General features: G+C 70.3%; 23 protein-coding genes. 11 read left to right on the top strand and 12 right to left on the bottom strand.

All coding sequences use genetic code 11. From position 1 onward, the window contains the following. Positions 1-9: 9 nt before the first annotated feature. From fabI to N8A90_RS02355, 3 genes are all read right to left on the bottom strand, one after another. Entirely contained in the window at positions 10-774 is a 765-nt protein-coding gene (gene fabI, locus N8A90_RS02365) for an enoyl-ACP reductase FabI (RefSeq protein WP_262073033.1), read from the bottom strand. Position 775: 1 nt separating this feature from the next. Beyond that, positions 776-2512 carry a PHA/PHB synthase family protein gene (locus N8A90_RS02360; protein ID WP_262073032.1) on the bottom strand — a complete coding sequence of 579 codons (1737 nt, stop codon included), beginning with the start codon at positions 2510-2512 and terminating at the stop codon, positions 776-778. Between the two features lie 156 nt (positions 2513-2668). Then, positions 2669-4327, bottom strand: coding sequence for an ABC1 kinase family protein (locus N8A90_RS02355; RefSeq protein WP_262073031.1), 1659 nt, complete (start codon positions 4325-4327; stop codon positions 2669-2671). A 79-nt stretch (positions 4328-4406) separates the two neighbouring features. Here N8A90_RS02355 and N8A90_RS02350 point away from each other — a divergent pair, with 79 nt between their 5' ends. Continuing rightward, positions 4407-5450 carry a P1 family peptidase gene (locus N8A90_RS02350; RefSeq protein ID WP_262073030.1) on the top strand — a complete coding sequence of 348 codons (1044 nt, stop codon included), beginning with the start codon at positions 4407-4409 and terminating at the stop codon, positions 5448-5450. A gap of 10 nt (positions 5451-5460) precedes the next feature. Then, positions 5461-6819 (top strand): TAXI family TRAP transporter solute-binding subunit, encoded by a 1359-nt coding sequence (locus tag N8A90_RS02345; protein WP_262073029.1) that lies wholly within the window; start codon positions 5461-5463, stop codon positions 6817-6819. Between the two features lie 19 nt (positions 6820-6838). Here the strand turns inward: N8A90_RS02345 and N8A90_RS02340 are convergent, their stop codons facing one another. Together N8A90_RS02340 and ettA are read right to left on the bottom strand one after the other, a co-directional pair. Beyond that, on the bottom strand, positions 6839-7156 hold the full coding sequence (locus tag N8A90_RS02340; protein WP_262073028.1) for a hypothetical protein: 318 nt from the start codon (positions 7154-7156) through the stop codon (positions 6839-6841). Positions 7157-7305: 149 nt separating this feature from the next. Continuing rightward, entirely contained in the window at positions 7306-8967 is a 1662-nt protein-coding gene (gene ettA, locus N8A90_RS02335; RefSeq protein WP_262073027.1) for an energy-dependent translational throttle protein EttA, read from the bottom strand. Positions 8968-9249: 282 nt separating this feature from the next. On the opposite strand from ettA, the gene N8A90_RS02330 reads away from it, so the two are divergent. Next, positions 9250-11028 (top strand): DEAD/DEAH box helicase, encoded by a 1779-nt coding sequence (locus N8A90_RS02330; RefSeq protein ID WP_262073026.1) that lies wholly within the window; start codon positions 9250-9252, stop codon positions 11026-11028. Between the two features lie 88 nt (positions 11029-11116). Here the strand turns inward: N8A90_RS02330 and N8A90_RS02325 are convergent, their stop codons facing one another. After that, positions 11117-11515, bottom strand: a complete 399-nt coding sequence (locus tag N8A90_RS02325; protein ID WP_262073025.1) for a hypothetical protein — start codon at positions 11513-11515, stop codon at positions 11117-11119. A 215-nt stretch (positions 11516-11730) separates the two neighbouring features. On the opposite strand from N8A90_RS02325, the gene N8A90_RS02320 reads away from it, so the two are divergent. The 3 genes from N8A90_RS02320 to N8A90_RS02310 are packed head-to-tail and all read left to right on the top strand — an operon-like array spanning position 11731 to position 14053. After that, positions 11731-12615 carry a 2-dehydro-3-deoxygalactonokinase gene (locus tag N8A90_RS02320; RefSeq protein WP_262073024.1) on the top strand — a complete coding sequence of 295 codons (885 nt, stop codon included), beginning with the start codon at positions 11731-11733 and terminating at the stop codon, positions 12613-12615. A 14-nt stretch (positions 12616-12629) separates the two neighbouring features. Continuing rightward, positions 12630-13268 (top strand): 2-dehydro-3-deoxy-6-phosphogalactonate aldolase, encoded by a 639-nt coding sequence (locus N8A90_RS02315; RefSeq protein ID WP_410087618.1) that lies wholly within the window; start codon positions 12630-12632, stop codon positions 13266-13268. A gap of 11 nt (positions 13269-13279) precedes the next feature. Beyond that, positions 13280-14053, top strand: a complete 774-nt coding sequence (locus tag N8A90_RS02310; RefSeq protein WP_262073022.1) for an aldolase — start codon at positions 13280-13282, stop codon at positions 14051-14053. Positions 14054-14060: 7 nt separating this feature from the next. Here N8A90_RS02310 and N8A90_RS02305 read toward each other — a convergent pair whose 3' ends face one another. The 4 genes from N8A90_RS02305 to N8A90_RS02290 are packed head-to-tail and all read right to left on the bottom strand — an operon-like array spanning position 14061 to position 18076. Further along, positions 14061-14759, bottom strand: coding sequence for an SDR family oxidoreductase (locus tag N8A90_RS02305; protein WP_262073021.1), 699 nt, complete (start codon positions 14757-14759; stop codon positions 14061-14063). A gap of 50 nt (positions 14760-14809) precedes the next feature. Then, a complete protein-coding gene (locus N8A90_RS02300; RefSeq protein WP_262073020.1) occupies positions 14810-16243 on the bottom strand; it encodes an MATE family efflux transporter in 1434 nt (477 codons plus the stop codon). A 7-nt stretch (positions 16244-16250) separates the two neighbouring features. Further along, positions 16251-17567, bottom strand: coding sequence for an MFS transporter (locus N8A90_RS02295; RefSeq protein WP_262073019.1), 1317 nt, complete (start codon positions 17565-17567; stop codon positions 16251-16253). Between the two features lie 59 nt (positions 17568-17626). After that, on the bottom strand, positions 17627-18076 hold the full coding sequence (locus tag N8A90_RS02290) for a MarR family winged helix-turn-helix transcriptional regulator (RefSeq protein WP_262073018.1): 450 nt from the start codon (positions 18074-18076) through the stop codon (positions 17627-17629). Between the two features lie 126 nt (positions 18077-18202). On the opposite strand from N8A90_RS02290, the gene N8A90_RS02285 reads away from it, so the two are divergent. The 4 genes from N8A90_RS02285 (at position 18203) to N8A90_RS02270 (ending at position 22401) form a co-directional block, all read left to right on the top strand. Continuing rightward, positions 18203-18817, top strand: coding sequence for a flavin reductase family protein (locus tag N8A90_RS02285; RefSeq protein WP_262073017.1), 615 nt, complete (start codon positions 18203-18205; stop codon positions 18815-18817). A 124-nt stretch (positions 18818-18941) separates the two neighbouring features. Continuing rightward, the gene (locus N8A90_RS02280; protein ID WP_262073016.1) at positions 18942-20015 is read left to right on the top strand and encodes a Fe(3+) ABC transporter substrate-binding protein; all 1074 of its coding nucleotides are present in this window, start codon (positions 18942-18944) and stop codon (positions 20013-20015) included. Beyond that, positions 20012-21706: an ABC transporter permease gene (locus N8A90_RS02275; RefSeq protein ID WP_262073015.1), complete on the top strand. Its 1695-nt coding sequence runs from the start codon at positions 20012-20014 to the stop codon at positions 21704-21706. Before N8A90_RS02280 ends, N8A90_RS02275 begins: the two co-directional genes overlap by 4 nt. After that, positions 21703-22401 (top strand): ABC transporter ATP-binding protein, encoded by a 699-nt coding sequence (locus N8A90_RS02270; protein ID WP_262073014.1) that lies wholly within the window; start codon positions 21703-21705, stop codon positions 22399-22401. The genes N8A90_RS02275 and N8A90_RS02270 overlap by 4 nt, the downstream gene beginning before the upstream one ends. Here N8A90_RS02270 and trxC read toward each other — a convergent pair whose 3' ends face one another. After that, complete coding sequence (trxC, locus tag N8A90_RS02265; RefSeq protein ID WP_262073013.1) at positions 22402-22839, bottom strand: thioredoxin TrxC; 438 nt, start codon at positions 22837-22839, stop codon at positions 22402-22404. It abuts the gene before it with no gap. A 132-nt stretch (positions 22840-22971) separates the two neighbouring features. On the opposite strand from trxC, the gene gloA reads away from it, so the two are divergent. Continuing rightward, positions 22972-23382, top strand: coding sequence for a lactoylglutathione lyase (gene gloA / locus N8A90_RS02260; protein WP_262073012.1), 411 nt, complete (start codon positions 22972-22974; stop codon positions 23380-23382). Positions 23383-23404: 22 nt separating this feature from the next. Here gloA and N8A90_RS02255 read toward each other — a convergent pair whose 3' ends face one another. Beyond that, the gene (locus tag N8A90_RS02255) at positions 23405-24337 is read right to left on the bottom strand and encodes a LysR substrate-binding domain-containing protein (protein ID WP_262073011.1); all 933 of its coding nucleotides are present in this window, start codon (positions 24335-24337) and stop codon (positions 23405-23407) included. Between the last annotated feature and the right edge of the window lie 100 nt (positions 24338-24437).

The following is a 24437-nucleotide window of genomic DNA, read 5'->3' as shown; positions in this document are numbered from 1 at the left end:
CGGTCGGGTTCACAGGACGTGGAAGCCGGCGTCCACATACAGTGTGCCACCGGTCATGGCTTTGGCCGCGTCGCTCGCCAGGAAGGCGCACAGCGCGCCGACCTCGGCGATGTCGACCCGCCGGCGCAGCGGCGCGCGCCGAACGGCTTCGTCGAGCAGCGCATCGAAGTTCGGGATGCCCGACGCCGCGCGCGTGGCCAGCGGGCCGGGCGAAACGGCGTTGACGCGGATGCCCTTGGGGCCGAGTTCGGCCGCCATGTAGCGCGTGCTGGCCTCCAGCGCGGCCTTCACCGGGCCCATCAGGCCGTAGTCGGGGATCACCTCTTCGGCGCCGACGTAGCTCATGGTCATCAGGCTGCCGCCGTCTTTCATCAGCGGCTCGGCCAGCCGGGCCATGCGCGCGAAGGAATGGCAGGAGATGTCCATGGCGCGGCCGAAGCCTTCGCGCGAACTGTCGGTCACGCGGCCGTGCAGGTCGCTCTTGGGGGCGAACGCGATGGAGTGCAGCACGAAGTCGAGCCGCCCCCACTGCTGTTCGATGGCGGCGAACACGGCCTCCATCTGGCCGGGCTGCTCCACGTCCAGCGGCAGCGCGATGGGGGCCTGCAGTTGCTGCGCCAGCGGCTCCACATACGGGCGCGCCTTGTCGTTGAACCAGGTCACCGCCAGCTCGGCGCCGGCATCGCGGAACGCGCGTGCGCAGCCCCAGGCGATGCTCTGCGCGTTGGCGATGCCGACGACCAGCCCCTTCTTGCCCTGCAAGGTGGTGTTCATCTCATTTCTCCAGGACGTAGCTGCCCGGCGCATCGGCCAGCGGCGGGTAGCCCGTGGCACCCATGCGCGGCGGCTTCACCCGCCGGCCCGATCGCCCCGCGAGCCATTGCTGCCACGCCGGCCACCAGGAGCCTTCGACGTCCGGCGCGGCGGCGAGCCACTCGTCCGGTGCGACGTAGCTGCCGCCAGCCTCGCGCCGAAGCATCCGGTAGTGGCGGTGCGGATGGCCCGGCGGACTGACGATGCCGGCGTTGTGCCCGCCGCTGGTCAGCACGAAGGTGATGTCCGTCGCCGTGAGGAAGTGCAGCTTGTGCACCGATCGCCAGGGCGCGACGTGGTCCGTCTCGGTGCCGACCATGAAGATCGGCAGCGCGATGTCGCCGAGCGCCACCGGCCGACCGCCGACCGGGTAGCGCCCCTCGCTCAGATCGTCGTCCAGGAACAGGCGGCGCAGGTACTGCGAATGCATCTTCGCGGGCATGCGCGTCGCGTCGGCGTTCCAGGCCATCAGGTCGTTCATGGGGGCGCGGTCGCCGAGCATGTATTCGTTGACCAGGCGCGACCACAGCAGGTCGTAGGAGCGCAGCATCTGGAAGGCGCCGGCCATCTGGCCCGCCGTGAGATAGCCGGTCTCGGCCATCTGTGCCTCGAGCAGGCTGACCTGGCTCTCGTCGATGAAGAGCCCCAGCTCGCCGGGTTCGCTGAAGTCGGTCTGCGCCGCCAGCAGCGTGGCCGACGCCAGGCGATCGTCGCCGTCGCGCGCCATCGCGGCCGCCGCGATGGCCAGCAGCGTGCCGCCCAGGCAGTAGCCCACGGCATGCACGCGCTGCCGCGGCACGATGGCATTGACCGCATCGAGCGCGGCCTGGAAGCCGGACTGCAGGTAGTCGTCCATGCCCAGGTCGCGTTCCTCCACGCCCGGGTTCTTCCACGAGATGCAGAAGACCGTGTGCCCCTGCGCCACCAGATAGCGGATCAGCGAATTCGACGGCGAGAGGTCGAGCACGTAGTACTTCATGATCCATGCCGGCACGATGAGCACCGGCTCGGCATGCACGGTGGCCGTCGTCGGCGCGTACTGGATCAGCTCCATCACCCGGTTCTTCAGCACGACCTTCCCCGGCGTGGCCGCCACGTCGCGCCCGACGAGGAAGTCCTCGGTGCCGGCGGGCGCGGTGCCGGCGGCGAGCCGCGACAGATCCTCGACCAGGTTCTGCATGCCGCGCACCAGGTTCATTCCGCCCTGCGCCATCGTGCGGCGCAGCACCGTCGGGTTGGTGAGGAAGCGGTTGCCTGGCGAGAGCATGTCGAGCCACTGGCGGGCGCAGAAGGCCACCACGTTCTCGTGGTGCTTCTCGACACCGGCGATGCCGTGCGTGGCGGCGTCCCACCATTGCTGCGTCAGGAGGAAGGACTGATGCCAGAGATTGAAGGGCCACTGGCGCCATTCGGGCTCGGCGAACCGGCGGTCACGGGCCGGGGGCTCGACCAGCGCGCGCGCCTCGCCCGGGCCCGCCAGCAGGCATTCGTGCAGATAGCGGACGAGCTGCTGCGCCTGTTCGCCGGCCAGTTGTGCCAGCGCCAATTGCCGACCGGGCGACACCGCGAGGTGCGCGCCCCAGTCCAGCCCGGCCAGCAGGGCCGATGCCGGAGAGAGCGCGCCGGTCAGGCGTGCCAGGGCGCCGTGCGCCACCGTGTCCAGATGCGTGACAGGCGAAGGTGGAGTTGGCTCAGACATGCGCAGGTCCTCAAGATTCCGCGGTCGACGCGAAACGGGGGTGAACGGAAGGTCGGTCGCGCCGTCGGTCTCGAAGAGCGGACATCGCAACCGTCCCTAGCGTAGGAGCAACGCGCTCACGTTCGCTTGATCCGCGTCAAGCGCCGGCCGATGCCCTCAGCGCCGTCGGCGGAAGCTCCACAGCAGCACGACCAGGCTGCCCACCGCGAGCACCAGCCCCAGCAGGCCGAACACCGGCACGCCGCGCCAGGTCGGCCCGAGCGCCAGCAGCTGCGGGGCCAGGCCGAGGATGAAGGCCGCCGCCACGATGGCGATGGCCAGCCGCGTCGCCGCACGCTCCATCGCACCGCTCACCCGGTCGAGATGCTTCACCTCCAGCTCCGCCTGCACCTTGCCCTGCTTGAGGTGGTGCAGCACCAGCCGCAATACCTGCGGCACCTCGCCGGCCACGTCGTAGAGCTGCGCGGCAGCCGCCTTGCCGCGGCGGCCGATCTCCTCGGCGGAATAGCGCGCGAGCATTTCGCGCCGGACCAGGGGCGCGACCGTCGCGACCAGGTCGATGGCCGGGTCGAGCCGCCGCAGCATGCCGTCGGCCGTCGCGAGCGCCTTGAAGAGCAGCGCCAGGTCGGCGGGCAGGAATAGCCGCGCATCGCGCACCATGGCCATGAAGTCGTCGAGCGCCTGCACCAGGTCGTGCACCCCGCCGGCGTGCCGCGCGACGAAGCGCTCGGCGGCCGCGGCGAGCGCCGGCAGGTCGGGCGTGCCGCCTTCGGACACGTCGAGCATCACGGCCGACAGCGCGTCCGCGTCGCCTCGCACGATGGCGGCCAGCAGCGACAGCAGCTGCTGGCGGCGGCGCGGCGAGAGCCGGCCGACCATGCCGAAGTCGATGAAGGCCACCCGGCCATCGGGCAGCGCGAACAGGTTGCCCGGATGCGGGTCGGCATGGAAGACGCCGCCCTCCAGCACCATCTGCAGGAAGGCCTCGGCACCGTTGCGGGCCAGCCGCGGGCCGTCGGCACCGATCGCCGCGAGCGCCGCCGCATCGCCGGGCGCCGCGCCCTCCACGAAGTCCATGACCAGCAGGCGCTCGCTGGTCCAGGCCCAGTGGATCGCCGGGATGCACACATCGTCGCGCCTGGCCATCTCGGCCGCGATCGCCTCGGCGTTGCGCCCTTCCTGCGTGAAGTCGAGTTCCTCGCGCAGCGCGGCGGCCAGGTTCGCCATGACGTCGCTCGGGCGATAGCGCCCGAGCTCGGGCCAGCGCTCGCTCGCCATCGCGACCAGCTGGTCGAGCAGGCGCAGGTCGGCATCGATGCGGCGGCGCAGGCCGGGCCGGCGCACCTTCAGCACCACCATGCGGCCGTCGGGCAAGGCGGCCCGATACACCTGCGCCATCGATGCAGCCGCGATCGGCTCGGCGACGAAGCCGGGGAAGACGGTGGCGACCGGCGCGCCCAGGTCCTCCTCGACCTGCGGGGCGATCTCGTCCCACGGCACCGGCGTGACGCCGGCGTGCAGGCGCTCGAGTTCGCGTGTCCATTCCGGCGGCAGCAGGTCGGCACGGGTGGCCAGCATCTGGCCCAGCTTCACGAAGGTCGGGCCGAGCTGTTCGAGCGCCATGCGCAGGCGCTGCGGCGGCGTGGCGGCCTCGGCCGCCGGATGCACGCCGCCCGCGTGGCTGCCGGGCAGCCACTGGCGCAGCGCGAGCCGGTCGGCGATGTCGCCCAGGCCGTGCCGCAGCAGCACCGTGACGATCTCTTGCAGGCGCTGGCGGTCGCGCACGGCGACCATGGCGGTTTGCAGCATGGGCATGACTTTCGGAAATCGATGGACACAAACGAGGCGCGAGCATAGGCGGTGCCGGCAGGCCAGCGCCGTATCATGCCGGCCGATGTCACACACCCCTTTCAGCACCCCGCCGCATGCCGGCGCCATCACCGATGTCGCCGGCATCGAGGTCGGCCACTTCAGCGACACCCGCCGGCCCACCGGCTGCACCGTGATCCTCACGCGCGAGGGCGCCGTCGGCGGTGTCGACGTGCGCGGTGCCGCGCCCGGCACGCGCGAGACCGACCTGCTCGCGCCCGGCAACCTGGTGCAGCAGGTGCACGGGATCATGCTGGCCGGCGGCAGCGCCTGGGGCCTGGCGGCCACCGAGGGCGCGATGCGCTGGCTGGAGGAACGCGGCGTCGGCATGGACGTGCGCTTCGGCACGCTGCCGATCATGCCGGCCGCGGTGCTGTTCGACCTGCCGATGGGCGACGCACGCATCCGCCCCGACGCGGCGGCGGGCTACGCGGCCTGCGAGGCCGCATCGACGCAGTGGCCGGCCGAAGGCAACGTGGGCGCCGGCAGCGGCGCGCTGGTGGGCAAGCTCTTCGGCGTCGACCGCGCGATGAAGGGCGGCATCGGCAACGCGTCGATCACGGTCGGCGGCGTGACCGTCGGCGCGCTGATCGCCTGCAACGCGCTGGGCGACGTGATCGACCCCGACACCGCGCAGGTGGTGGCCGGCGCGCGCACCGCCGACGGTCGATCGCTGCTCGACACGCGCCGCGCGCTGATGCGCGGCGAGCTGCCCCAGCCGCTGCTGGCCGGCACCAACACCACCATCGGCGTGGTCGCCACCGACGCGGTGCTGACCAAGGTGCAGGCCAACCGGCTGGCGATGGTGGCGCACGACGGCCTGGCGCGCAGCATCAACCCGGTCCACACCATGAGCGATGGCGACACGCTGTTCGCGCTGGCCACTGGCCGCGTGCCGCTCGAAGGCGCGGCGCCGGGGATGACGGTGCTCAGCGCCATGGCGGCCGAGGTGGTGGCGCGCGCCACGCTGCGCGCGGTGCTGGCGGCGCAGTCGGTGAGCGTCGGCGGGCTGCACATCCCGTCCGCCGCGGCGCTCGCTGCGGCGGGTGCGCAGCCATCGCCACAGTGAGCACCGCGCCATGTCCATGCCCAAGACCCTCAAGCTGATCCTGCTGTCGATCCGCGACCTCATCGCATCGGCGGGGCCCGTGGTCTTCCTGGTGATCGGCCTGGTCATCGCGGCGTACTGGTGGCTGCAGCCGCAACCGCCCAGCCGCGTGACGCTCGCCACCGGCCCGGCCGGCAGCGCCTATGCCGAATTCGGCCAGCGCTATGCACGCGCCCTGGCCACGAACGGCATCGAGGTCGTGCTCAAGCCCAGCGAAGGCTCGTCGGACAACCTGCAGATGCTGCGCAACGGCACGGCCGACGTGGCCTTCGTGCGCGGCGGCAGCGCCGACGTGGTGGCCGACGAGGAGGCGGGGCTCACCTCGCTCGGCAGCCTCTTCTACGAACCGCTGTGGGTGTTCTACCGCATCGATGCGGCGCGCACGGTAAACCGCAAGACGGGCACGCTCGAATCGATCGCGCAGCTCAAGGGCCTGCGCGTGAACGTCGACCGCCCCGGCAGCGGCGTGCCGGAGATCATGGAGCGCATGCTGCGCGCCAACCACCTCGATGCGGGTGCGCTGCAGTTGTCGAACCTCGAGCAGACACCGGCGACCGAGGCCCTGCAGGCCGGCCTGCTCGACGTGATCGTGCTGGCGTCGGCGCCGCAGTCGCCGCTGGTGCAGCAACTGCTGCGCGCGCCGGGCGTCGCACTGATGGATCTGGCGCAGAGCGACGCCTATTCGCGCCGCTTCGCCTTCCTGTCGGCCGTGTCGCTGCCGCGCGGCGTGGTCGACCTGGCGCGCGACGTGCCGGCGCACGACGTGTCGATGCTGGCCGCCACCACCTCGCTGCTGGCACGCGAGCAGACGCACCCCGCGCTGCGCCAGCTCTTCGCGGAAAGCGCCCAGACGCTGCACAGCGAGGCCGGCTGGTTCAACCGCGCTCGCGACTTCCCCAACACCCGCACCAGCGAACTGCCCGTCAGCCCCGAGGGCGACCGCGCCATCAACGGCACGCCGCCCTTCTGGCAGCGCTACCTGCCCTTCTGGGCCAGCAACCTGATCGAGCGGATGTGGCTGGTGCTGGGTGGCCTGGTGGTGTTGATGCTGCCGCTCAGCCGCGTGGTGCCGCCGCTCTACCAGTTCCGGGTGCGCTCGCGCGTGTTCCGCTGGTATGGGCAACTGCGCGATATCGAAACGCAACTGGAGTCGGCCGAGGGCGATTCCGATGCGCTGATGACGAAGCTCGACGACCTCGACCGCCGTGTCCACAAGGTGGCCGTCCCGCTGTCCTATGCGGACGAGCTCTACGCGCTGCGCAACAACATCGCTGCGGTGCGCCAGCGCGTACAGGCGACCCTCGGCGCGCGCGCCAAGGCAGCCGCCTGAGCCTGCTGCGGGCGCTGTCTCAGAACTTGATCTTGACGCCGGCCTTCACGCCGGCGCTTTCCTTGCGGCCATCGGACGACACACCGGCCGAGAAGGAGGTGTCGCCGCCGGTACTGGCGCCGATGGAGTACGTCGGCCGATCGCCGGCCGTGTTCATGCCGCCGTAGGTCGTGCTGCCGTCCGGGCGCTGCATACCCACGGTGGCGCCGTTGGTGACGACCGTGCTGCCGGTCGGTGCGACGTCGGGGGCGACATAGATGATGCGCTTGTCGTCGCTGTCGATGGGCACCTTGACCTCTTCGGCCCGCGCCAGGCAGACACCGGCGAGGAGGCTCAACAGGAGAACGCTTGCGGCTTTCATTCGGGCCAGTCTCGCACGGATGGGCGCTGGCAGGTGGTAGGCATCTGTCGCGGCGCCCGTAGGACAAGGCCTCGACCCCATGAAAAAACCGCCCGGAGAGGCGGCTTTTTCGAGGGCGACGACGCTTACTTCAGCGCCTTGTAGCGCATGCGCTTCGGCTTGGCGCCTTCTTCGCCCAGGCGCTTCTTCTTGTCAGCTTCGTACTCTTGGTAGTTGCCGTTGAAGAAGGTCCACTGGCTGTCGCCTTCGGCTGCGAGGATGTGCGTGGCGATGCGGTCGAGGAACCAGCGGTCATGGCTGATGACCATCACGGTGCCGGCGAATTCGAGCAAAGCGTCTTCCAGCGCGCGCAGGGTTTCCACGTCCAGGTCGTTCGACGGTTCGTCGAGCATCAGCACGTTGCCGCCGGCAATCAGCGTCTTGGCCAGGTGCAGGCGACCGCGCTCGCCGCCCGACAGCGTGCCGACCTTCTTCTGCTGGTCGGCGCCGTTGAAGTTGAAGCGGCCGGCATAGGCACGGCTGGCCATCTGGAACTTGCCGACGTTGATGATGTCCAGCCCGTTGGAGATGTCTTCCCAGACGGTCTTCTGGTTGGCCAGTTCGTCGCGGTGCTGGTCGACGAAGGCCGCCCGCACGGTGGAGCCGATGACGACCTCGCCGCTGTCGGGCTGCTCCTTGCCCGCGATCAGCTTGAAGAGCGTCGACTTGCCGGCGCCGTTCGGGCCGATGATGCCGACGATCGCGCCCGGTGGGATGGTGAAGCTCAGGTTGTCGATCAGCATGCGGTCGCCGAAAGACTTGCTGACGTTGTGGAATTCGAAGACCTGCTGGCCCAGGCGCTCGGCCACGGGAATGAAGATCTCCTGGGTCTCGTTGCGCTTCTGGTATTCCATGTCGCTGAGCTCTTCGAAGCGCGCGAGACGGGACTTGCTCTTGGCCTGGCGCGCCTTGGGGTTCTGGCGCGACCATTCCAGTTCCTTCTTCAGCGCCTTGGCGTGGGCTTCTTCGCCCTTCTGCTCCTGCGCCAGGCGCTCGCCCTTCTGCTCCAACCACGTGCTGTAGTTGCCCTTCCACGGAATGCCGCGACCGCGGTCCATTTCCAGGATCCATTCGGCCGCGTTGTCCAGGAAGTAGCGGTCGTGGGTGATGGCCACCACGGTGCCGGTGAATCGCTTGAGGAAGACTTCCAGCCACTCGACCGATTCGGCGTCCAGGTGGTTGGTCGGCTCGTCGAGCAGCAGCATGTCGGGCTTGGACAGCAGCAGGCGGCACAGCGCCACGCGGCGCTTCTCGCCCCCCGACAGCAGCCCGATCTTCGCGTCCCAGGGCGGCAGGCGCAGCGCGTCGGCGGCGATCTCCAGCTGGTGCTCGGAGTCGGTGCCGGCGGTGGCGATGATGGCTTCGAGCTCGGCCTGCTCGGCCGCCAGCGCGTCGAAGTCGGCGTCTTCGGCCCCATAGGCAACGTAGACCTCTTCAAGGCGGGCCTTGGCCGCGAACACGGCGCCCATGGATTCCTCCACCGACTCGCGCACCGTGTGCTCGGGGTTGAGCTTGGGTTCCTGTTCGAGGTAGCCGATCGACAACCCCGGCATCGGCAGCGCCTCGCCCTCGAATTCCTTGTCGACGCCGGCCATGATCTTGAGCAGGGTCGACTTGCCCGAGCCGTTGAGGCCGAGCACGCCGATCTTGGCGCCAGGGAAAAACGAGAGCGAAATGTCCTTCAAGAGCTGCCGCTTGGGCGGCACGGTCTTGCTGACGCGGTTCATCGAATAGACGTATTGGGCCATCTGTGTACTTGCGTTGGGTCAGGGTGGTTGCGCGGGCGGCCGAGAAAATCGGGCGCGGCAAACCGTCGATTATCGACTCATGCGACAATCTCGCCTGTTGCCGGGTCCAGTTGCCCGCAACAGCGGCTCTTCTGCCGGGGACAAGAAGGCATGCGCATCCCGATGCGACAGGCCCTCGGCTCCCACCCTTGATTCATCTGCCTGAACTGACCATGCCGCCCCGGCAAAAGGGTGCGTGGAAGGCCGATGCCACTGCGCCGTGCAAGGCGCTATTGCTTCCAAATGACCTTTGACGATCTGAAGTTGGCCCCGGCCATCCTGAAGGCTGTGCTCGAGCACGGCTACGACACCCCCACCCCCATCCAGGCCCAGGCGATCCCCGTGGTGCTCGAGGGCCACGACCTGCTCGGCGGCGCCCAGACCGGCACCGGCAAGACGGCCGCCTTCACGCTGCCCATGCTGCACAAGCTCACCATGAGCCGCAGCGCCACCAACAAGTTCGGCGGCACCGGCATCCGCGCCCTGGTGCTCACCCCCACGCGCGAACTCGCCGCACAGGTCGAGGAATCGGTGCGCACCTACGGCAAGTACCTGCAGCTCGAATCCACCGTGATCTTCGGCGGCGTCGGCATGAACCCGCAGATCAGCAAGCTCAAGAAGGGCGTCGACATCCTGGTGGCGACGCCCGGCCGTCTGCTCGACCTGCAGCAGCAGGGCATGCTCGACCTGTCGCAGGTGCAGATCCTGATCCTCGACGAAGCCGACCGCATGCTCGACATGGGCTTCATCCACGACGTGAAGAAGATCCTCGCCCTGGTGCCCAAGGACAAGCAGAGCCTGCTGTTCTCGGCCACCTTCAGCGACGAGATCCGCGACCTGGCCGCGAACCTGCTCAAGAACCCGCAGAGCATCCAGGTGACGCCGCGCAACACCACGGTGCAGCGCATCACGCAGGTGGTCCACCCCGTGGGCCGCGGCAAGAAGAAGGCGCTGCTCGCGCACATCATCAACGAGCACAACTGGAGCCAGGTGCTGGTGTTCACGCGCACCAAGTTCGGCGCCAACAACGTCGCCGAATTCCTGACCAAGAACGGCATCGAGGCGATGGCGCTGCACGGCAACAAGAGCCAGAGCGCCCGTACGCAGGCGCTGGCCGGCTTCAAGAGCGGCGACATCCGCGCGCTGGTGGCGACGGACATCGCGGCCCGCGGCATCGACATCGACGAGCTGCCGCACGTGGTGAACTACGAGATCCCGAACGTCAGCGAAGACTACGTGCACCGCATCGGCCGCACCGGCCGCGCGGGCAACAGCGGCGAAGCCGTGAGCCTGGTCTGCATGGACGAAGAAGGCTTCATGCAGGAGATCGAGCGCTTCACCAAGCAGCAGATCCCGGTCGTGACGGTCGAAGGCTTCGGCCCCGACGAAGGCGAACGCGCCGAGCCGATCGCCATGGGTCGCCAGACGATCTGGGGCGGCGCCGGCCGTCCGCCGAGCCGTGAGGTGATGCAGGCCGCCGCGAAGGCCGCCCGCACCGAGATGCTGCAACGCGTGCGCGACAACAAGGCCGGCCAGGGCGAGCGCTCTGGTGGCGGTGGTGGCGGCAATGGCGGTGGTGGCAGCGGTCAGCGCCGTGGCGGTGGCGGTGCCCCGCAAGGCGCTCGCAACGGCGGCGGTGGTGGCCAGGGCCAGGGTGCCCGCGGCCAGGGCCCGCGCCCGCAAGGTCCGGGCCGCGGCCCGCAAGGCCCGGCACGCGCGCCGCAAGGCCTGCCGCACGACGAGCGCCAGCCGCGTCATCACGGCAACAGCCACAGCCCGACGCAGGCCAACCAGGTGGCGCACCTGCGCGCCGAAGCCGTGACTGGCGGCGTTGCCGGCCAGCCCGATCCGTTGCGCACCAGCGTGGACGCGACCTTCGGCGCAGGCCGGGGTCGCCGCACCGGCGGTGGTGGTGGTGGCTACGGCGGCAACCGCTCCGGCGGCGGCGGTGGTGGCGGCCGCTCGGGCGGCGGCTACGGCGGCGGTGGCGGTGGCGGCGGTGGCCGTTCCTACGGCCGCTGATCGACCTCCATCGATCGACCGATAGAAACCAACAGAAAGGGCGCCTCGGCGCCCTTTCTGCTTCCTGGGCGCGCCGTGCGCGCCCGTGTCACTTGCCGCCTTCGCCGATCGGCTTGATCTCGCCCGCCTTGACGGCGCGCGAGACCTCCGCGTTGCGCGCTGCACGGGCGGCAGCGCGCTCGCCCTTGGGCACCTTGGGGCGTGCCTCGGGCACCGTGCTGTAGAGCTCGCCGGGCTTGGCATCCTTCGCGGCGGCGGCCGCGTTCTTGCGGCGTTCGGCGCGCGCCTCGGCCTTGGCCTGCGGACTCACCTTGGCGCGCGGCTCGGGCTGCGGGTAGCCTTCGCCCAGCAGGGGGGTGCGCGCGGCCTTCTGCGCTTCCTGTTTGCGCTCGACGCGCAACGGATCGGTGGGCGGCGTCTGGGCCGCAGCGCTCAGGGCCAGCAGCTGGGCGCAGACGACGCCCAAGGCAACAACGACGATCTTCATGGGAACTCCTTCGCGGGTGGATCGGGCCGTGCAGAGACGCCAGCGGCCCGGTCAGCATGACAGCTTCCGTGCGCCGGCGCCAGCCCCGCCCGGCCGGGTCCGGGCTCCTTCCAACGGGAGACATGCGGGCGCCATCGATACCCGCACGGCCCACCGGCGCCAGGTCGCCGCACTTATCATCCGACCCTCCCGACCCCACGATGGAGAGACACGGCATGAACCTGGTGGCGATCGACTGGGGCACCAGTTCACTGCGCGGCGCGCTGCTCGATGCAGCCGGTCGCGTGCTCGATGAGCGCAGCGCGCCGCGCGGCATCCTGAGCGTGCCGGCGGGCGAATTCGGCGCGGTGTTCGAGTCGCTCGTGGGCGACTGGATGCGCGGTCCCGGCCGCCCACGCTGCCTGATCTCGGGCATGGCCGGCAGCAAGCAGGGCTGGGTCGAGGCGCCCTACTGCGCCTGCCCGGCGGGCCTGACCGAGATCGCCACCAAGGTCATCCTGGTCGACGGCGACCGCATCGCGCTGGTGCCCGGCCTGAGCGTCGAGCACGACGGCGTGCCCGACGTGATGCGCGGCGAGGAGGTCCAGATCTTCGGCGCCATCGCCCTCACGGGCCAGCGCGACGGTCTTTTCGTGCTGCCCGGCACCCACAACAAGTGGGCCCGCGTGGCCGATGGCCGCGTCACCGGTTTCCGCACCTTCATGACGGGCGAGTTCTATGCGCTGCTCGGCACGCACTCGATCCTGTCGCGCACCATCGACACCCAGGCGCCGCTGGACGAAGCAGCCTTCATGCTCGGCGTGGCGCAGGCCGGCAACAACGAGGGCCTGCTGCACAACGCCTTCGGCGCGCGCACGCTGTCGCTGTTCGGCCGCATGGGCGCTGCCGACCTGGCGAGCTATCTGTCGGGCTTGCTGATCGGCGAGGAGCTGCGCACGCAGTCGCTGCATGCCAAGGGCGAGGTGGTGCTCATCGGTGCGCCCGCGCTCACGCGGCGCTACGAACTCGCCCTGCACGCCAGCGGCGTGGCCAGCCGGACGCTGGGCGCCGAGGCCACCTGGGCCGGCCTGCAGGCCCTGTCCCGGACCCTGTACCCCTGAACATCCACATGACCATGACGCCCCTCGACACCTTCCACGCCGCGGTGCGGCAACTCCCGCTGGTCGCCATCCTGCGCGGCCTCACGCCTGCCGAGGCCCCGGCCGTGAGCGACGCCCTGGTCGATGCCGGCTTCCGCCTGCTCGAGGTGCCGCTGAATTCGCCGCAACCGCTGGAGAGCATCGCGCTGATGCGTCAGCGCGTCCCCGAGGCGCTGGTCGGCGCCGGCACGGTGCTCACGGCGCAGCAGGTGCGCGATGTGCATGCCGCGGGCGGCCAACTCATCGTGTCGCCCAACTTCAACGCCGAGGTGGTGGCCGAGGCCGGCCGTCTGGGCATGGTCAGCCTGCCGGGCGTGGCGACACCGACCGAGGCCTTCGGCGCGCTGGCCGCAGGCGCCACGGGGCTCAAGCTGTTCCCGGCCGAGGGGGCCTCGCCCGCCGTGCTCAAGGCCTGGCTGGCGGTGCTGCCGAAGGGTACGCCGCTGATGCCGGTCGGCGGCATCTCCCCGGCCAACATGGACGCCTGGCGCGCCGCCGGCGCGACGGGCTTCGGCATCGGCTCGGCCCTCTACCAACCCGGCAAAACCGCCGCCGACGTGCGCGACGCTGCGCTGCTGTTCGTCGCGGCCTGGCAAGGCGCCGTGCGCACCTGAAAGCTCACACCATGCAAGACACCGTTCGCACCACCCTCCCCGAAAGCGCCGACGCGCAGTACGCCGCCCCGCGCGTGCGCCAGCTGCGCGAAGACCTCGCGCTCGCCCTGCGTGCCGCCGCGCACCACGGTCTGTCCGAAGGCGTCTGCAACCACTTCAGCGTGATGCTGCCGGGCGCACAGGACCGCTACCTCATCAACCCCCGCGGCCTGCACTGGAGCGAGGTCGGCCCCGACGACATCGTGCTTATCGATGTGAATGGCGCCGTGCTGGCCGGCCGGCACCGCGTGGAGCCGACCGCCCTCTTCATCCACGGCGCGATCCACCGCATCACCGGCCACGCGGTGGTGCTGCATGTGCATTCGCCCTATGCGACCGCACTGACGCTCACGGCCGACCGCGCGCTCGACACGACGCTGAGCCAGAACGCCATGCGCTTCATGGACCGCCTCGCCATCGACGCCGACTACAACGGCCTGGCCCTCGACGATGCCGAAGGCGAGCGCATCGCCCGCGCGATGGCCGGCAAGGACGTGGCCTTTCTCGCGAACCACGGCGTCGTGGTGGCGGGCGCGACCATCGCGCATGCCTACGACGACCTCTACTACCTCGAGCGCGCCTGCCTGCACCAGGTCATCGCGCAATCGACCGGGCGGCCGCTCGCGCCGGTGAACGCCGCGCTGGCAGCCCGCGTCGCCGCGCAGGTGCAGAGCGAGCGGGAGCAGTCCGACCTGTTCTTCGAGTCGCTCCGGCGCATGCTGCCGGCGCCCGCGGCCCTCCGCTGAACCGTGCTCAGCCCGCGTACGCCGGCGTCGCCGTCGAGAGGCTCTGCTTGATCTGCTTGCTGATGTCGTCTGCCAGCACCTCGAAGGCACCGGCCTCCACGCCTTCGAGCGCGACGCGCGCCACGTCGGCCGGCGACGACTTGGGCGCATCGAGCCCGCGCGTCATGTCGGTGTCCATGTAGCCGACGTGCAGCGCGACCACCTGCGTGCCCTGCGCGCGCAGTTCGTTGCGCAGGCCGTTGGTGAGCGACCAGGCGGCCGACTTCGACGCGCTGTAGGTGGCCACGCTCGGGAACGACACCCAGCTCAGCGCCGAGAGCACGTTCACGATCGCGCCGCCGCCGTTGGCCTTGAGCACGGGCGCGAAGGCGCTGGCCAGCGCCCACGGGCCGAAGAAGTTGACCTCGAACTCGGCGCGTGCCGCGGCGATCGCATCGGGCGACGCGAGGAAGCTCGACCCCATCGAGATGCCTGCGTTGTTGATCAGCAGCGTGACGTCGCCGCAGTCGCGCACCGCGGCCGCGACCTGTTCCGCATTGCCGACGTCGAGCTGGATCGGCACCACGCCCGGCAGCGTGACGCTGGCCGGATCGCGTGCGGCCGCATAGACCTTGCGCGCACCGGCCGCGAGGGCCGCTTGCGCGAAGGCGAGTCCGAGGCCGCGGTTGGCGCCGGTGACGAAGACAACGGAGTCCTTGAGTTGCATGGTGTGCTTTCAGTGTGGGGAAAGGAAAGAAGAAGGTCGGCGCGTCACGGCTACGTCAGGCGGTGCATCAGCCCGGACGGCGTGCGCGGCCAGCCGACGCGGCCGAACCAGCCGCCGCCCGCGATGGCCGATGCGATGACCACGCCGTACACGACGAGCGCCACGCCCTGCGCGACGAAGACATGGCCGAGCTCCCCGCTCAACCGCAACGCGAGCCAGCCGCCGGCCCCGGCAACTGCGAGCCGCAACAGGTTGCCGACCACCGGCCACAGCAATCGCCCCGCGCCCTGCGAGGCGAAGTACAGCACCAGCCCGACGCCGAAGAAGCCGTAGAGCGGACCGACCGCGCGCAGGTACTGCGTGCCGGCCTCGAGCATCGCGGGGTCGTTGCCGAAGAGCAGCAGCCAGGGCCGCGGGAACAGAGCCGCCGCGAGCCCGATGCTCTCGGCCAGCAGGAAGGCAATGCCCGCGCCAGCCCAGGTCGCGCGCAAGGCGCGCTCGCGCTGGCCGGCGCCGATGCAGGTGCCCACCATCGCGAGCAGCGGCGCGCCGAGGCCGAAGATCAGCGGCACCAGCAGGTACTCGAGCCGCGAGGCCGTGCCATAACCGGCGATGGCGCCGGGGCCGAAGTGCCCGGCCAGTGCCGTCGCGATGCCGATCGACAGGTTGGTGCACACCGTGGCGATCGACGAGATCAGGCCCACACGCAGGATGCCGCGGAAGATCGGCCAGCGCAGCCGCACGCTGGCGAACGACAGCTTGAGCAGGCTGTGGCTCGATGCCATGTAGACCCCCAGCGCCACGATGCCCAGCAGGTAATACAGCAGCAGCGCCACCGCGCCGCCCGCGATGCCCAGGCCGGGGATCGGGCCCCAGCCGAAGATCAGCAGCGGCGACAGCGGGATCAGCACGACCACGCCGGCCACCGTGACGTTGGCCGGCACCGACATGTTGCCGGTGCCGCGGATCACGGCCGCGAGCGAGTTGAAGATCCACACCAGCACCGCGCCGGCGAACACGACGTGGGAGTACGTCAAGGCCGCCTCGAGCGACGCGCCGGTGCCGCCCATCAGCGCATACAGCCAGCGCCCGCCGAACAGCAGCGCGAGCATGAAGACGATGCCGAAGCCCGCCGCGATCACCATCGCATGCACGGCCACCGCGTCGGCCTCGTCGCGCCGCTGCGCGCCCAGCGCGCGTGCGACAGCGGACGCGATGCCGCCGCCCATCGCGCCGGCCGAGGTCATCTGCATCAGCATGACGATCGGGAACACCAGCGCCATGCCGGCCAGCGCATCGGTGCCCAGCTTGCCGACGAAGTAGGTTTCGATCAACCCGACGGCAGCCTGCGCCACCATCACCAGCACGTTGGGCGCCGCCAGGCGCAGCAGGGTGGGGACGATCGGGCCTTCGAGCAGCAGGCGCGTGCGCGGGGCAATCTGCGGTACAGGCCGCGTGCCGGTGGAGGCGGTCGTGCTGTTCATGACGACCTCATGCCCGCGAAGCGACAGCGGATGTCGACCGCACGCCGCCGGACACGGCCGGCCGGCGGATGATGAGCACCAGCACCGCCGCCAGCAGGCAGGCGGCACCCGCCACATACAAGGCCGGCGTGTAGGTCAGCAGCAGCGTGCGCGCGAAGCCGGCGCCATAGGCGGCGGTGGCCGCACCCAGCTGGTGGGCCGCGAACACCCAGCCGAAGACGAGGCCGGCCTTCTGCGGGCCGAAGGCGGCGCCCGCGAGCTTGACGGTCGGCGGCACGGTGGCGATCCAGTCGAGTCCGTAGAACATCGCGAACAGACTCAGGCCGTAGATCGTGAAGTCCGAATGCGGCAGCCAGAACAGCGACAGCCCGCGCAGGCCGTAGTACCAGAAGAGCAGCTTGCGGTTGTCGTAGCGGTCGGACAGCCAGCCCGACAGGATGGTGCCGACGAAGTCGAAGGCGCCCATCATCGCCAGCACCGATGCGGCCGGCACGGCGCTCATGCCGTAGTCGCCGCACAGCGAGATGAAGTGCGTCTGCACCAGCCCGTTGGTGCTGAGCCCGCAGATGAAGAAGGTGCCGGCCAGGATCCAGAAGGTGCGGTTCGACGCAGCCTCGCGCAGCACGACGAAGGGCGTGCGCCAGTTCATGGCCGTGGCCGGCACGGCCGGCAGCGCGGCCGCTTCCTTCGCGGTCTGGCCGAAGGGCAGCAGGCCAAGGTCCGACGGCCGGTTGCGCACGAAGGCCAGTGCGAGCAGCCCGATCACGATGGCGCCCACGAACACCGGGACCACGGCGGAACGCCAGCCCCAGTGCTCGATCATCCACGCCGCAACCGGCAGGAAGGCCAGCTGCCCGGTGGCAGAGCTGGCCGCCAATGCGCCGACCACGAGGCCGCGTCGTGCGACGAACCAGCGGTTGGCGACCACCGCGCCGAGCACCAGCGCGGTCATGCCAGTGCCGATGCCCAACATGAGGCTCCAGACGATGAAGAGCTGCCAGAGCTGCGAGGCCATCGTGACCAACGCCATGCCGGAGCCGACCAGCGCGAGGCCCACGCACATCACGGCGCGCAGGCCGTAGCGCTCCATCAACACCGCCGCGAACGGCCCCATCAGCCCGAACAGCGCGAAGCGCAAGGCCAGCGCCGACGACACCTGTTCGGTGCTCCAGCCGAACTCCCTGCCCAGCGGCTGCATCATCGCGCCGGGCAGCCCGAGTGCGGCCGACATCATCAGCATGGTGAGGAAGGTGACGGCAGCGACGATCCAGCCGTAGTGGATGCCGCGGCGTTGCAGCCAGGCGGAGAGCTGTGGGGCGAACATGGTCGTGGGATGTGCGAGGGGACGAAGAGGAAGGAAGCGAAAGAGGTCGTGCGAACGCGTCAGTCCGGTTCGTCGGCACCGGGCGCCAGCAAGGCCAGCGAATCGTCGATGAGCGCATGCAGCGCGGCCACGCGCTCGATGCCCAGCTGCGCATTGAGCTTCTGCTGCGCCGCCTTCCAGTGGCGCTGCGCTTCCTGGCGCTTCGCGATGCCGGCCTCGGTGGCGTGCACCAGGCGGCTGCGCGCATCGGCGCCAGGCGCCAGCACCAGCCAGCCGGCCGCGACCAGCGGTTGCAGATTGCGGCTCAGCGTCGACGGCGTCATCTTCATCCGGTCGGCCAGGTCGACGGGGCGGATCGGCCCCAGGCCCACCACGTGGCTCAGCAGCGAGTACTGCGTCGTCTTCAGCCCGCACTGCATCACCTCGGCGTCGTAGTGCTGCGCGAGGCGACGGGCGAGCTGTCGGACCTTGGAACTGGTGCAGCCCTGCGGTTTGACATTGGTGCTCATGCGAATAATTGTATCTGCAACTATTGCATATGCATCTGTATGGCTATTCGATGACCGACATTCCGGCCTTCACCACCCCACTCGCTCCACACGTACCATCCCCTCGATCGCACGAACCCCGACGCCATGCACATCGACTTCGCCACCCTCACCGAATATCAGCGCTACAAGCTCATGGCCAGCCTGATCGTGCCGCGCCCGATCGCGCTGGTGACCACGCTGGGCCCCGACGGCACCGTCAACGCGGCGCCGATCAGCATGTTCAACATGGTCGGCGAGGAGCCGCCGATCGTGATGATCAGCATGAACCGGCGCAGCGACCACTCGCTCAAGGACACGGCCCGCAATATCGAGCGCACCGGCGAATTCGTGGTGCACCTGGCCGACGAGGCGACGGCTTGGCAGATGCACCAGTGCGGCGTCGAACACCCGCCGCACGTGAGCGAGACGGCGGTGGTCGGCTTCACCACGCTGCCGAGCACGGCCGTGGCGCCGCCGCGCATCGCCGAGACGCCGGTGGCCTTCGAGTGCACGCTGTTCGAGAAGATGGAGACCGAGAGCCGCAAGGTCTTCATCGGCCAGGTGCGCTGGCTACACGTGCGCGACGGACTGGTCGACGCCACCACCTGGCGGGTCGACCTCGACAACTACTTCCCGGTCGGCCGCTTCGGCGGCGAGCTGTACGTGCGCACGCGCGATCGCTTCAAGGCCGCGCCGCCGGATCAGCCGGCAGCCCAATAGACGGCAAGCCCGTAGGCTCAATGGCCCCCGGGTCGGCGGGTTACTTGATAATGATTCGTATCGGCAACACGCATCAGCCCGTCAGGGCCCGCGGCGCCGACCTTCGCCCCTTCAGGAGAACCTCATGACCGACCGCCGCCGCGCGACGGGCCGCAACACCCTGCGTGCCCTGCGCCTTTTCGCATCCGCCGCCGCCGCTGCCTGCCTGGCCGCCGCAGCGCTGCCCGCCCGCGCCGCGGATGAACTGACGCTCTACACCACGCGCGAGCCGGGCCTGATCCAGCCCTTGCTCACGGCCTTCACGGCGACCACGAAGATCCAGGTGAACACCGTGTTCGTGAAGGATGGCCTGCTTGAGCGCGTGAAGGCCGAAGGCGCGCGCTCGCCGGCCGACGTGCTGATGACGGTCGACGTGGGCAACCTCGTCGACCTGGTCGACGGCGGCGTGACGCAGCCGGTGAAGTCGGCCGCGCTCGAATCGGCCATCCCGGCCAACCTGCGTGGCGCCGACGGCCAGTGGTTCGCGCTGTCGTTGCGCGCCCGCGTGCTGTACGCCGACAAGGGCCTGAAGCTCGGCAGCTTCCGCTACGAAGACCTGGCCGACCCGAAGTGGAAGGGCAAGGTCTGCATCCGCGCCGGCCAGCACCCCTACAACACGGCGCTGGTCGCCGCACTGATCGCGCACGACGGCGAAGCCAAGGCCGAGCAGTGGCTGCGCGGCGTGAAGGCCAACCTGGCGCGCAAGGCGACCGGCGGCGACCGCGACGTGGCGCGCGACATCCTCGGCGGCATCTGCGACATCGGCCTGGCCAACTCCTACTACGTCGGCCAGATGAAGGCATCGAAGGAAGGCAGCGACGCGCGCAAGTGGGGCGACGCCATCCAGGTGGTGCGCCCGACCTTCGCCGACGGCAAGAGCGGCGGCACGCACGTCAACATCAGCGGCGCGGCCGTGGCGAAGAACGCGCCGCAGCGCGCCAACGCGGTGAAGCTGCTGGAGTTCCTGGTGTCGGAATCGGCGCAGTCGCTCTACGCGCAGGCCAACTACGAATACCCGGTGCGCAAGGGCGTGGCGCTCGACCCGATCATCGGCCAGACCATCGGTGAACTGAAGGTCGACCCGCTGCCGTTGACCGAGATTGCGAAGTACCGCAAGCAGGCCAGCGCGCTGGTGGACAAGGTCGGCTTCGACCGGTGACCACCACGCCGCGCGGCCTGCGCGCGGCCGGACCGCTCTGGCGCATCGCCACGCTGCTCGTGGCCCTCGGCGTGCTCGCGCCGGTGGCGTCGCTCGCCTGGCTGGCGCTGGGCGCGGACTTCTCGCACTGGTCGCACCTGCTGCAGTTCGTGCTGCCGCAGGCGGCGCTCAACACCGCGCTGCTGCTGGCCGGCGTCGGCGCGGTGGTGCTGGTGATCGGCACCGGCTGCGCCTGGCTGGTGAGCAGCTGCGACTTCCCCGGCCGGCGCGTGCTGCACTGGGCGCTGCTGCTGCCGCTGGCGATGCCGACCTACATCGTCGCCTTCGCCTACCTCGACCTGCTGCACCCGATCGGCCCCGTGCAGGGCGCGATCCGCTGGATGCTCGGCTACGACAGCCCGCGCCAGTTCCGCCTGCCCGACCTGCGCTCGATGGGCGGTGCGATCTTCGTGCTCGGTTTCGTGCTCTACCCCTATGTCTACATGACGGCGCGCGCCATGTTCATGACGCAGCCGGCGCACCTGATGGAGGCCGCGCGCACGCTAGGTGAGGGCCGCTTCGGCGCCTTCCGGCGCGTGGCGCTGCCGCTCGCGCGGCCCGCCATCGCGGTGGGCCTGAGCCTGGCACTGCTCGAGACGCTCAACGACATCGGCGCCTCCGAATTCCTCGGCATCCAGACGCTCACCGTGGCGGTCTACACCACCTGGATCGCACGTTCCGACCTGGCCGGTGCCGCGCAGATCGCCTGCGCGATGCTGCTGGTCGTGATCGCGCTGGTGATGCTCGAACGCCACGGGCGGCGGCACCGGCGCTTCGGCTCTGCGCAGCGCATGCGCGCGATGCAGCCGCGGCCGCTGCACGGCACGGCCGCCTGGATGGCGACCGTCGCGGCCTCGGTGCCGGTGCTGGTCGGCTTCGTCGCGCCGGCCGCCTACCTGGTGTGGGAAAGCATCAAGCGCCTGCAGCTCGGCCACGGCATCTCGCGGGGGCTGATCACCAGCCTCGGCAACACGATCGCGCTGGCGCTGGGCGTCACGGTGCTGGCGGTGGCGGCCGGGCTGGTGGTCGCGTGGACCGCACGCAGCCACGCGTCGGCGCCCAACCCCGCGCGCTGGCAGGCACGCGCCGCGACGCTCGGCTACGCCCTGCCCGGCACGGTGCTCGCCATCGGCCTGCTCACCCCGGCGCTGGCTGTCGATGCGCGCGTGGCCGGCTGGCTCGGCCTGCCCGGCCTGCCGCTGATGGGCCTGGGCATGGTGCTGGTGGTGGCCTGCGTGATCCGTTTTCTCGCCATGCCGGTGGGTGGTATCGAATCCGGCCTGGCGCGCATCCCGCCAGCGCTCGAGCAGGCGGCGCGCCTGCTCGGCGAGAACGCGACCGGCACGCTGCGCCGCGTCCACCTGCCGCTGCTGCAGCCGGCCATCGGCGCGAGTGCGCTGCTGGTCTTCGTCGACGCGATGAAGGAACTGCCCGCCACGCTGCTGCTGCGGCCCGCCAACTTCGACACCCTCGCCACCTGGCTCTACGCCGAAGCGGCGCGCGGCACCTACGAGGAAGGCGCGCTCGCGGCGCTCGCCATCGTGGCGACCGGCCTGCTGCCGGTCGTGCTGCTGGCGCGCACACAGTTCCGCCCGGCGCCCGCCACCGGCCAGCGGCCGCCAGCCATCGACCACGACAATCCAAGCCCATGACCGCCGCCCTGCACATCCAAGACCTCCAGCTGGGCTACGACGGCGAACACGGCCTGCACACCGTGGTGGACGGCTTCTCGCTCGACCTCGACGCCGGGCGCATCGGCTGCCTGCTCGGCCCCTCGGGCTGCGGCAAGACGACGGTGCTGCGTGCCATCGCCGGCTTCGAGCCGGTGCGCGCCGGGCGCATCGAACTGGGCGGGGTGCTGCTCTCCGCGCCTGGCACGCACGTGCCCCCCGAGAAGCGCCGCGTCGGCATGATGTTCCAGGAGTACGCGCTGTTCCCGCATCTCACGGCCGCGCAGAACGTGGGCTTCGGGCTGCGCCGTGCGGCGGCTGCCGAGCGCGATGCGCGGGTGGGCGCGATGCTGGCCCTGGTCGGCCTGGCCGAGGCCGGCGGGCGTTTTCCGCACGAGCTGTCGGGCGGCCAGCAGCAGCGCATCGCGCTGGCCCGCGCCCTGGCGCCCACGCCCGCGTTGCTGCTGCTCGACGAGCCCTTCTCCAACCTCGACGGCATCACGCGCGAGCGCCTGACGGTCGAGGTGCGCGGCATCCTGAAGCAGGCCGGCCAGACCGCGGTGCTGGTGACGCACAACGAGCACGAAGCGCAGGTGATGGCCGACCGCATCGGCACCATGCACAACGGGCGGCTGACGGGCTGGCTGGCCGGGCCCCTGCCCACCGGGCCGGGCTGATCAGCGCAGCTGCGCGTCCACCCAGCGCACGATGTCGGCCGGGCCCATGGCGCCGGCCTGCCGCGCGATCTCACGGCCGCCCTTGAACAGGGCCAGCGTCGGGATGCTGCGGATGTTGAAGCGCGCGCCCAGCGCCGGCACGGCCTCGGTGTCGACCTTGGCCAGGCGCACGCGCGGCTCCAGCTTCGCCGCCGCCACCTCGAAGCCGGGCGCCATCTGCCGGCAGGGCCCGCACCAGGGCGCCCAGAAATCGACCAGCACGGGAATGTCGTTGCGCGCCACGTGGCGCTCGAAGCTGGCGGCGTCGAGCGCGGTGGAATGGCCGGTGAAGAGCGCCTGATGGCAACTGCCGCAGTCCGGGGCGCTGCCCGTCTGGTCCGCGCGCACGCGGTTGGTGGTGTGGCAGTGCGGGCAGACGATGTGCAGCGTGTCGGTCATGGGTGCGCTCCGGAAATCGATGTTCGGTGCTGCAGTTGAGGCCCGGCCGCCGGCTTTGCAAGCCCCCCGGCGCGGCACGGCCGCCGTCGGCGCCGCACAATCGGCGGTTCCAGAAAACAGCGGACCCACGAGATGCGACTCCTCCACACCATGCTGCGCGTCGGCAACCTGCAACGCGCCATCGACTTCTACACCCAGGTGCTGGGCATGCAGCTGCTGCGCACCTCCGAGAACCCGGAATACAAGTACAGCCTGGCCTTCGTCGGCTACGAAGGCAACCCGGCGCAGGCCGAGATCGAGCTGACCTACAACTGGGGCACCGAGCGCTACGAGATGGGCACCGCCTACGGCCACATCGCGCTGGGCGTGCCCGACGCCTACGCGGCCTGCGAGAAGATCAAGGCCGCCGGCGGCAACGTCACGCGCGAAGCCGGCCCGGTCAAGGGCGGCAGCACCGTGATCGCCTTCGTGACGGACCCCGATGGGTACAAGATCGAGCTGATCCAGCGCCAGGAAGGCGCCGCGGGCGGCGGCCTGCGCTGAGCGCAGCCGACGACTCGGCGCATCACTTCATCTTCGCCGCCTGCCGCAGGCAGCCGATCATCTTCTCCGTGCTCGGCGTGCGGCGCTTGCCGCGCATCGTGATCAGGCCGACCGGCGGCAGATCGATCGGCACCTTGAGCCGCAGCACCTTGAGGCTCCCTTCCTCCTCGAAGTGCCGCGCCACCGACCGCGCCATGAAGGCAGCCGCGTCGCGTTGCCACAGAAAGCTCATCTGCGCGAGAAATGAGGCGGATTCGATGATGTCCGCCGGCGGGTGGACGCCGTCGCGGAAGAACATCTGGTCGAGCTTGACGCGCAGGGACGCCCAGGGCGGCGGCATCACGCAGGGCACCTTGGCGAGATCCGCCCACCCCGGACGGCGCTTCTCCAGCAGGGGGTGGCCGGGGCGCACCACCACCGTCATGGGCTCGTCGTAGAGCGCCTCGGTCCCCAGGTCGGGCGCCGCGTAGCCGGGTTCCAGCCGGCCGACGAACACGTCGAGTTCGCCCAGGCGCAGCTTGGGCAGCAGCCGCGTCAGATCGCCCTCCTCCACCAGCACCGTGGTGAGGGCCGAGCTCGCCTTGAGCATCTCGACCGCGCGTGCGACCAGCACCGGCATCGCCACCACCATCGCGCCGACGCTGGTCCGGCCCGCGGCACCGCTCGCCACCGCATCGATCTCGTCGCGCGTGCGCCCATAGTCGGCCAGCACCGTGCGCGCGAAGCGCACCACGCTGTCGCCATAGGGCGTGGGCTCCGTGCCGCGCGTGGAGCGGTCGAAGAGCGCCAGCCCGAACATCCGCTCGATCTCGGCGAGGGATTTGGAGACGGCCGGCTGCGTCACCGACAGGAACTCGGCCGCGCGGCCGAGGTGCCTGAACTGGTCGAGCGCCACCAGCATCTGCAAGTGCCGCAGCTTGAGGTTGGAACGCAGGACGCGATCGATCTCGCTCATGGAGGTCTCCTCGGTCGAATCGCTTCATAACCTGTACGACATGAAGCGAGTCTTCTATTTCATTGGAATGCAATGATTCTCTCCGGAAGAATCGACCTCG

It is taken from the genome of Variovorax sp. N23 (genome assembly GCF_025486315.1).
Classification (GTDB): Bacteria; Pseudomonadota; Gammaproteobacteria; order Burkholderiales; family Burkholderiaceae_C; genus Variovorax.
Note: the sequence above shows the minus strand (reverse complement) of the source record. Positions and strands in the feature narration are given on the sequence as shown.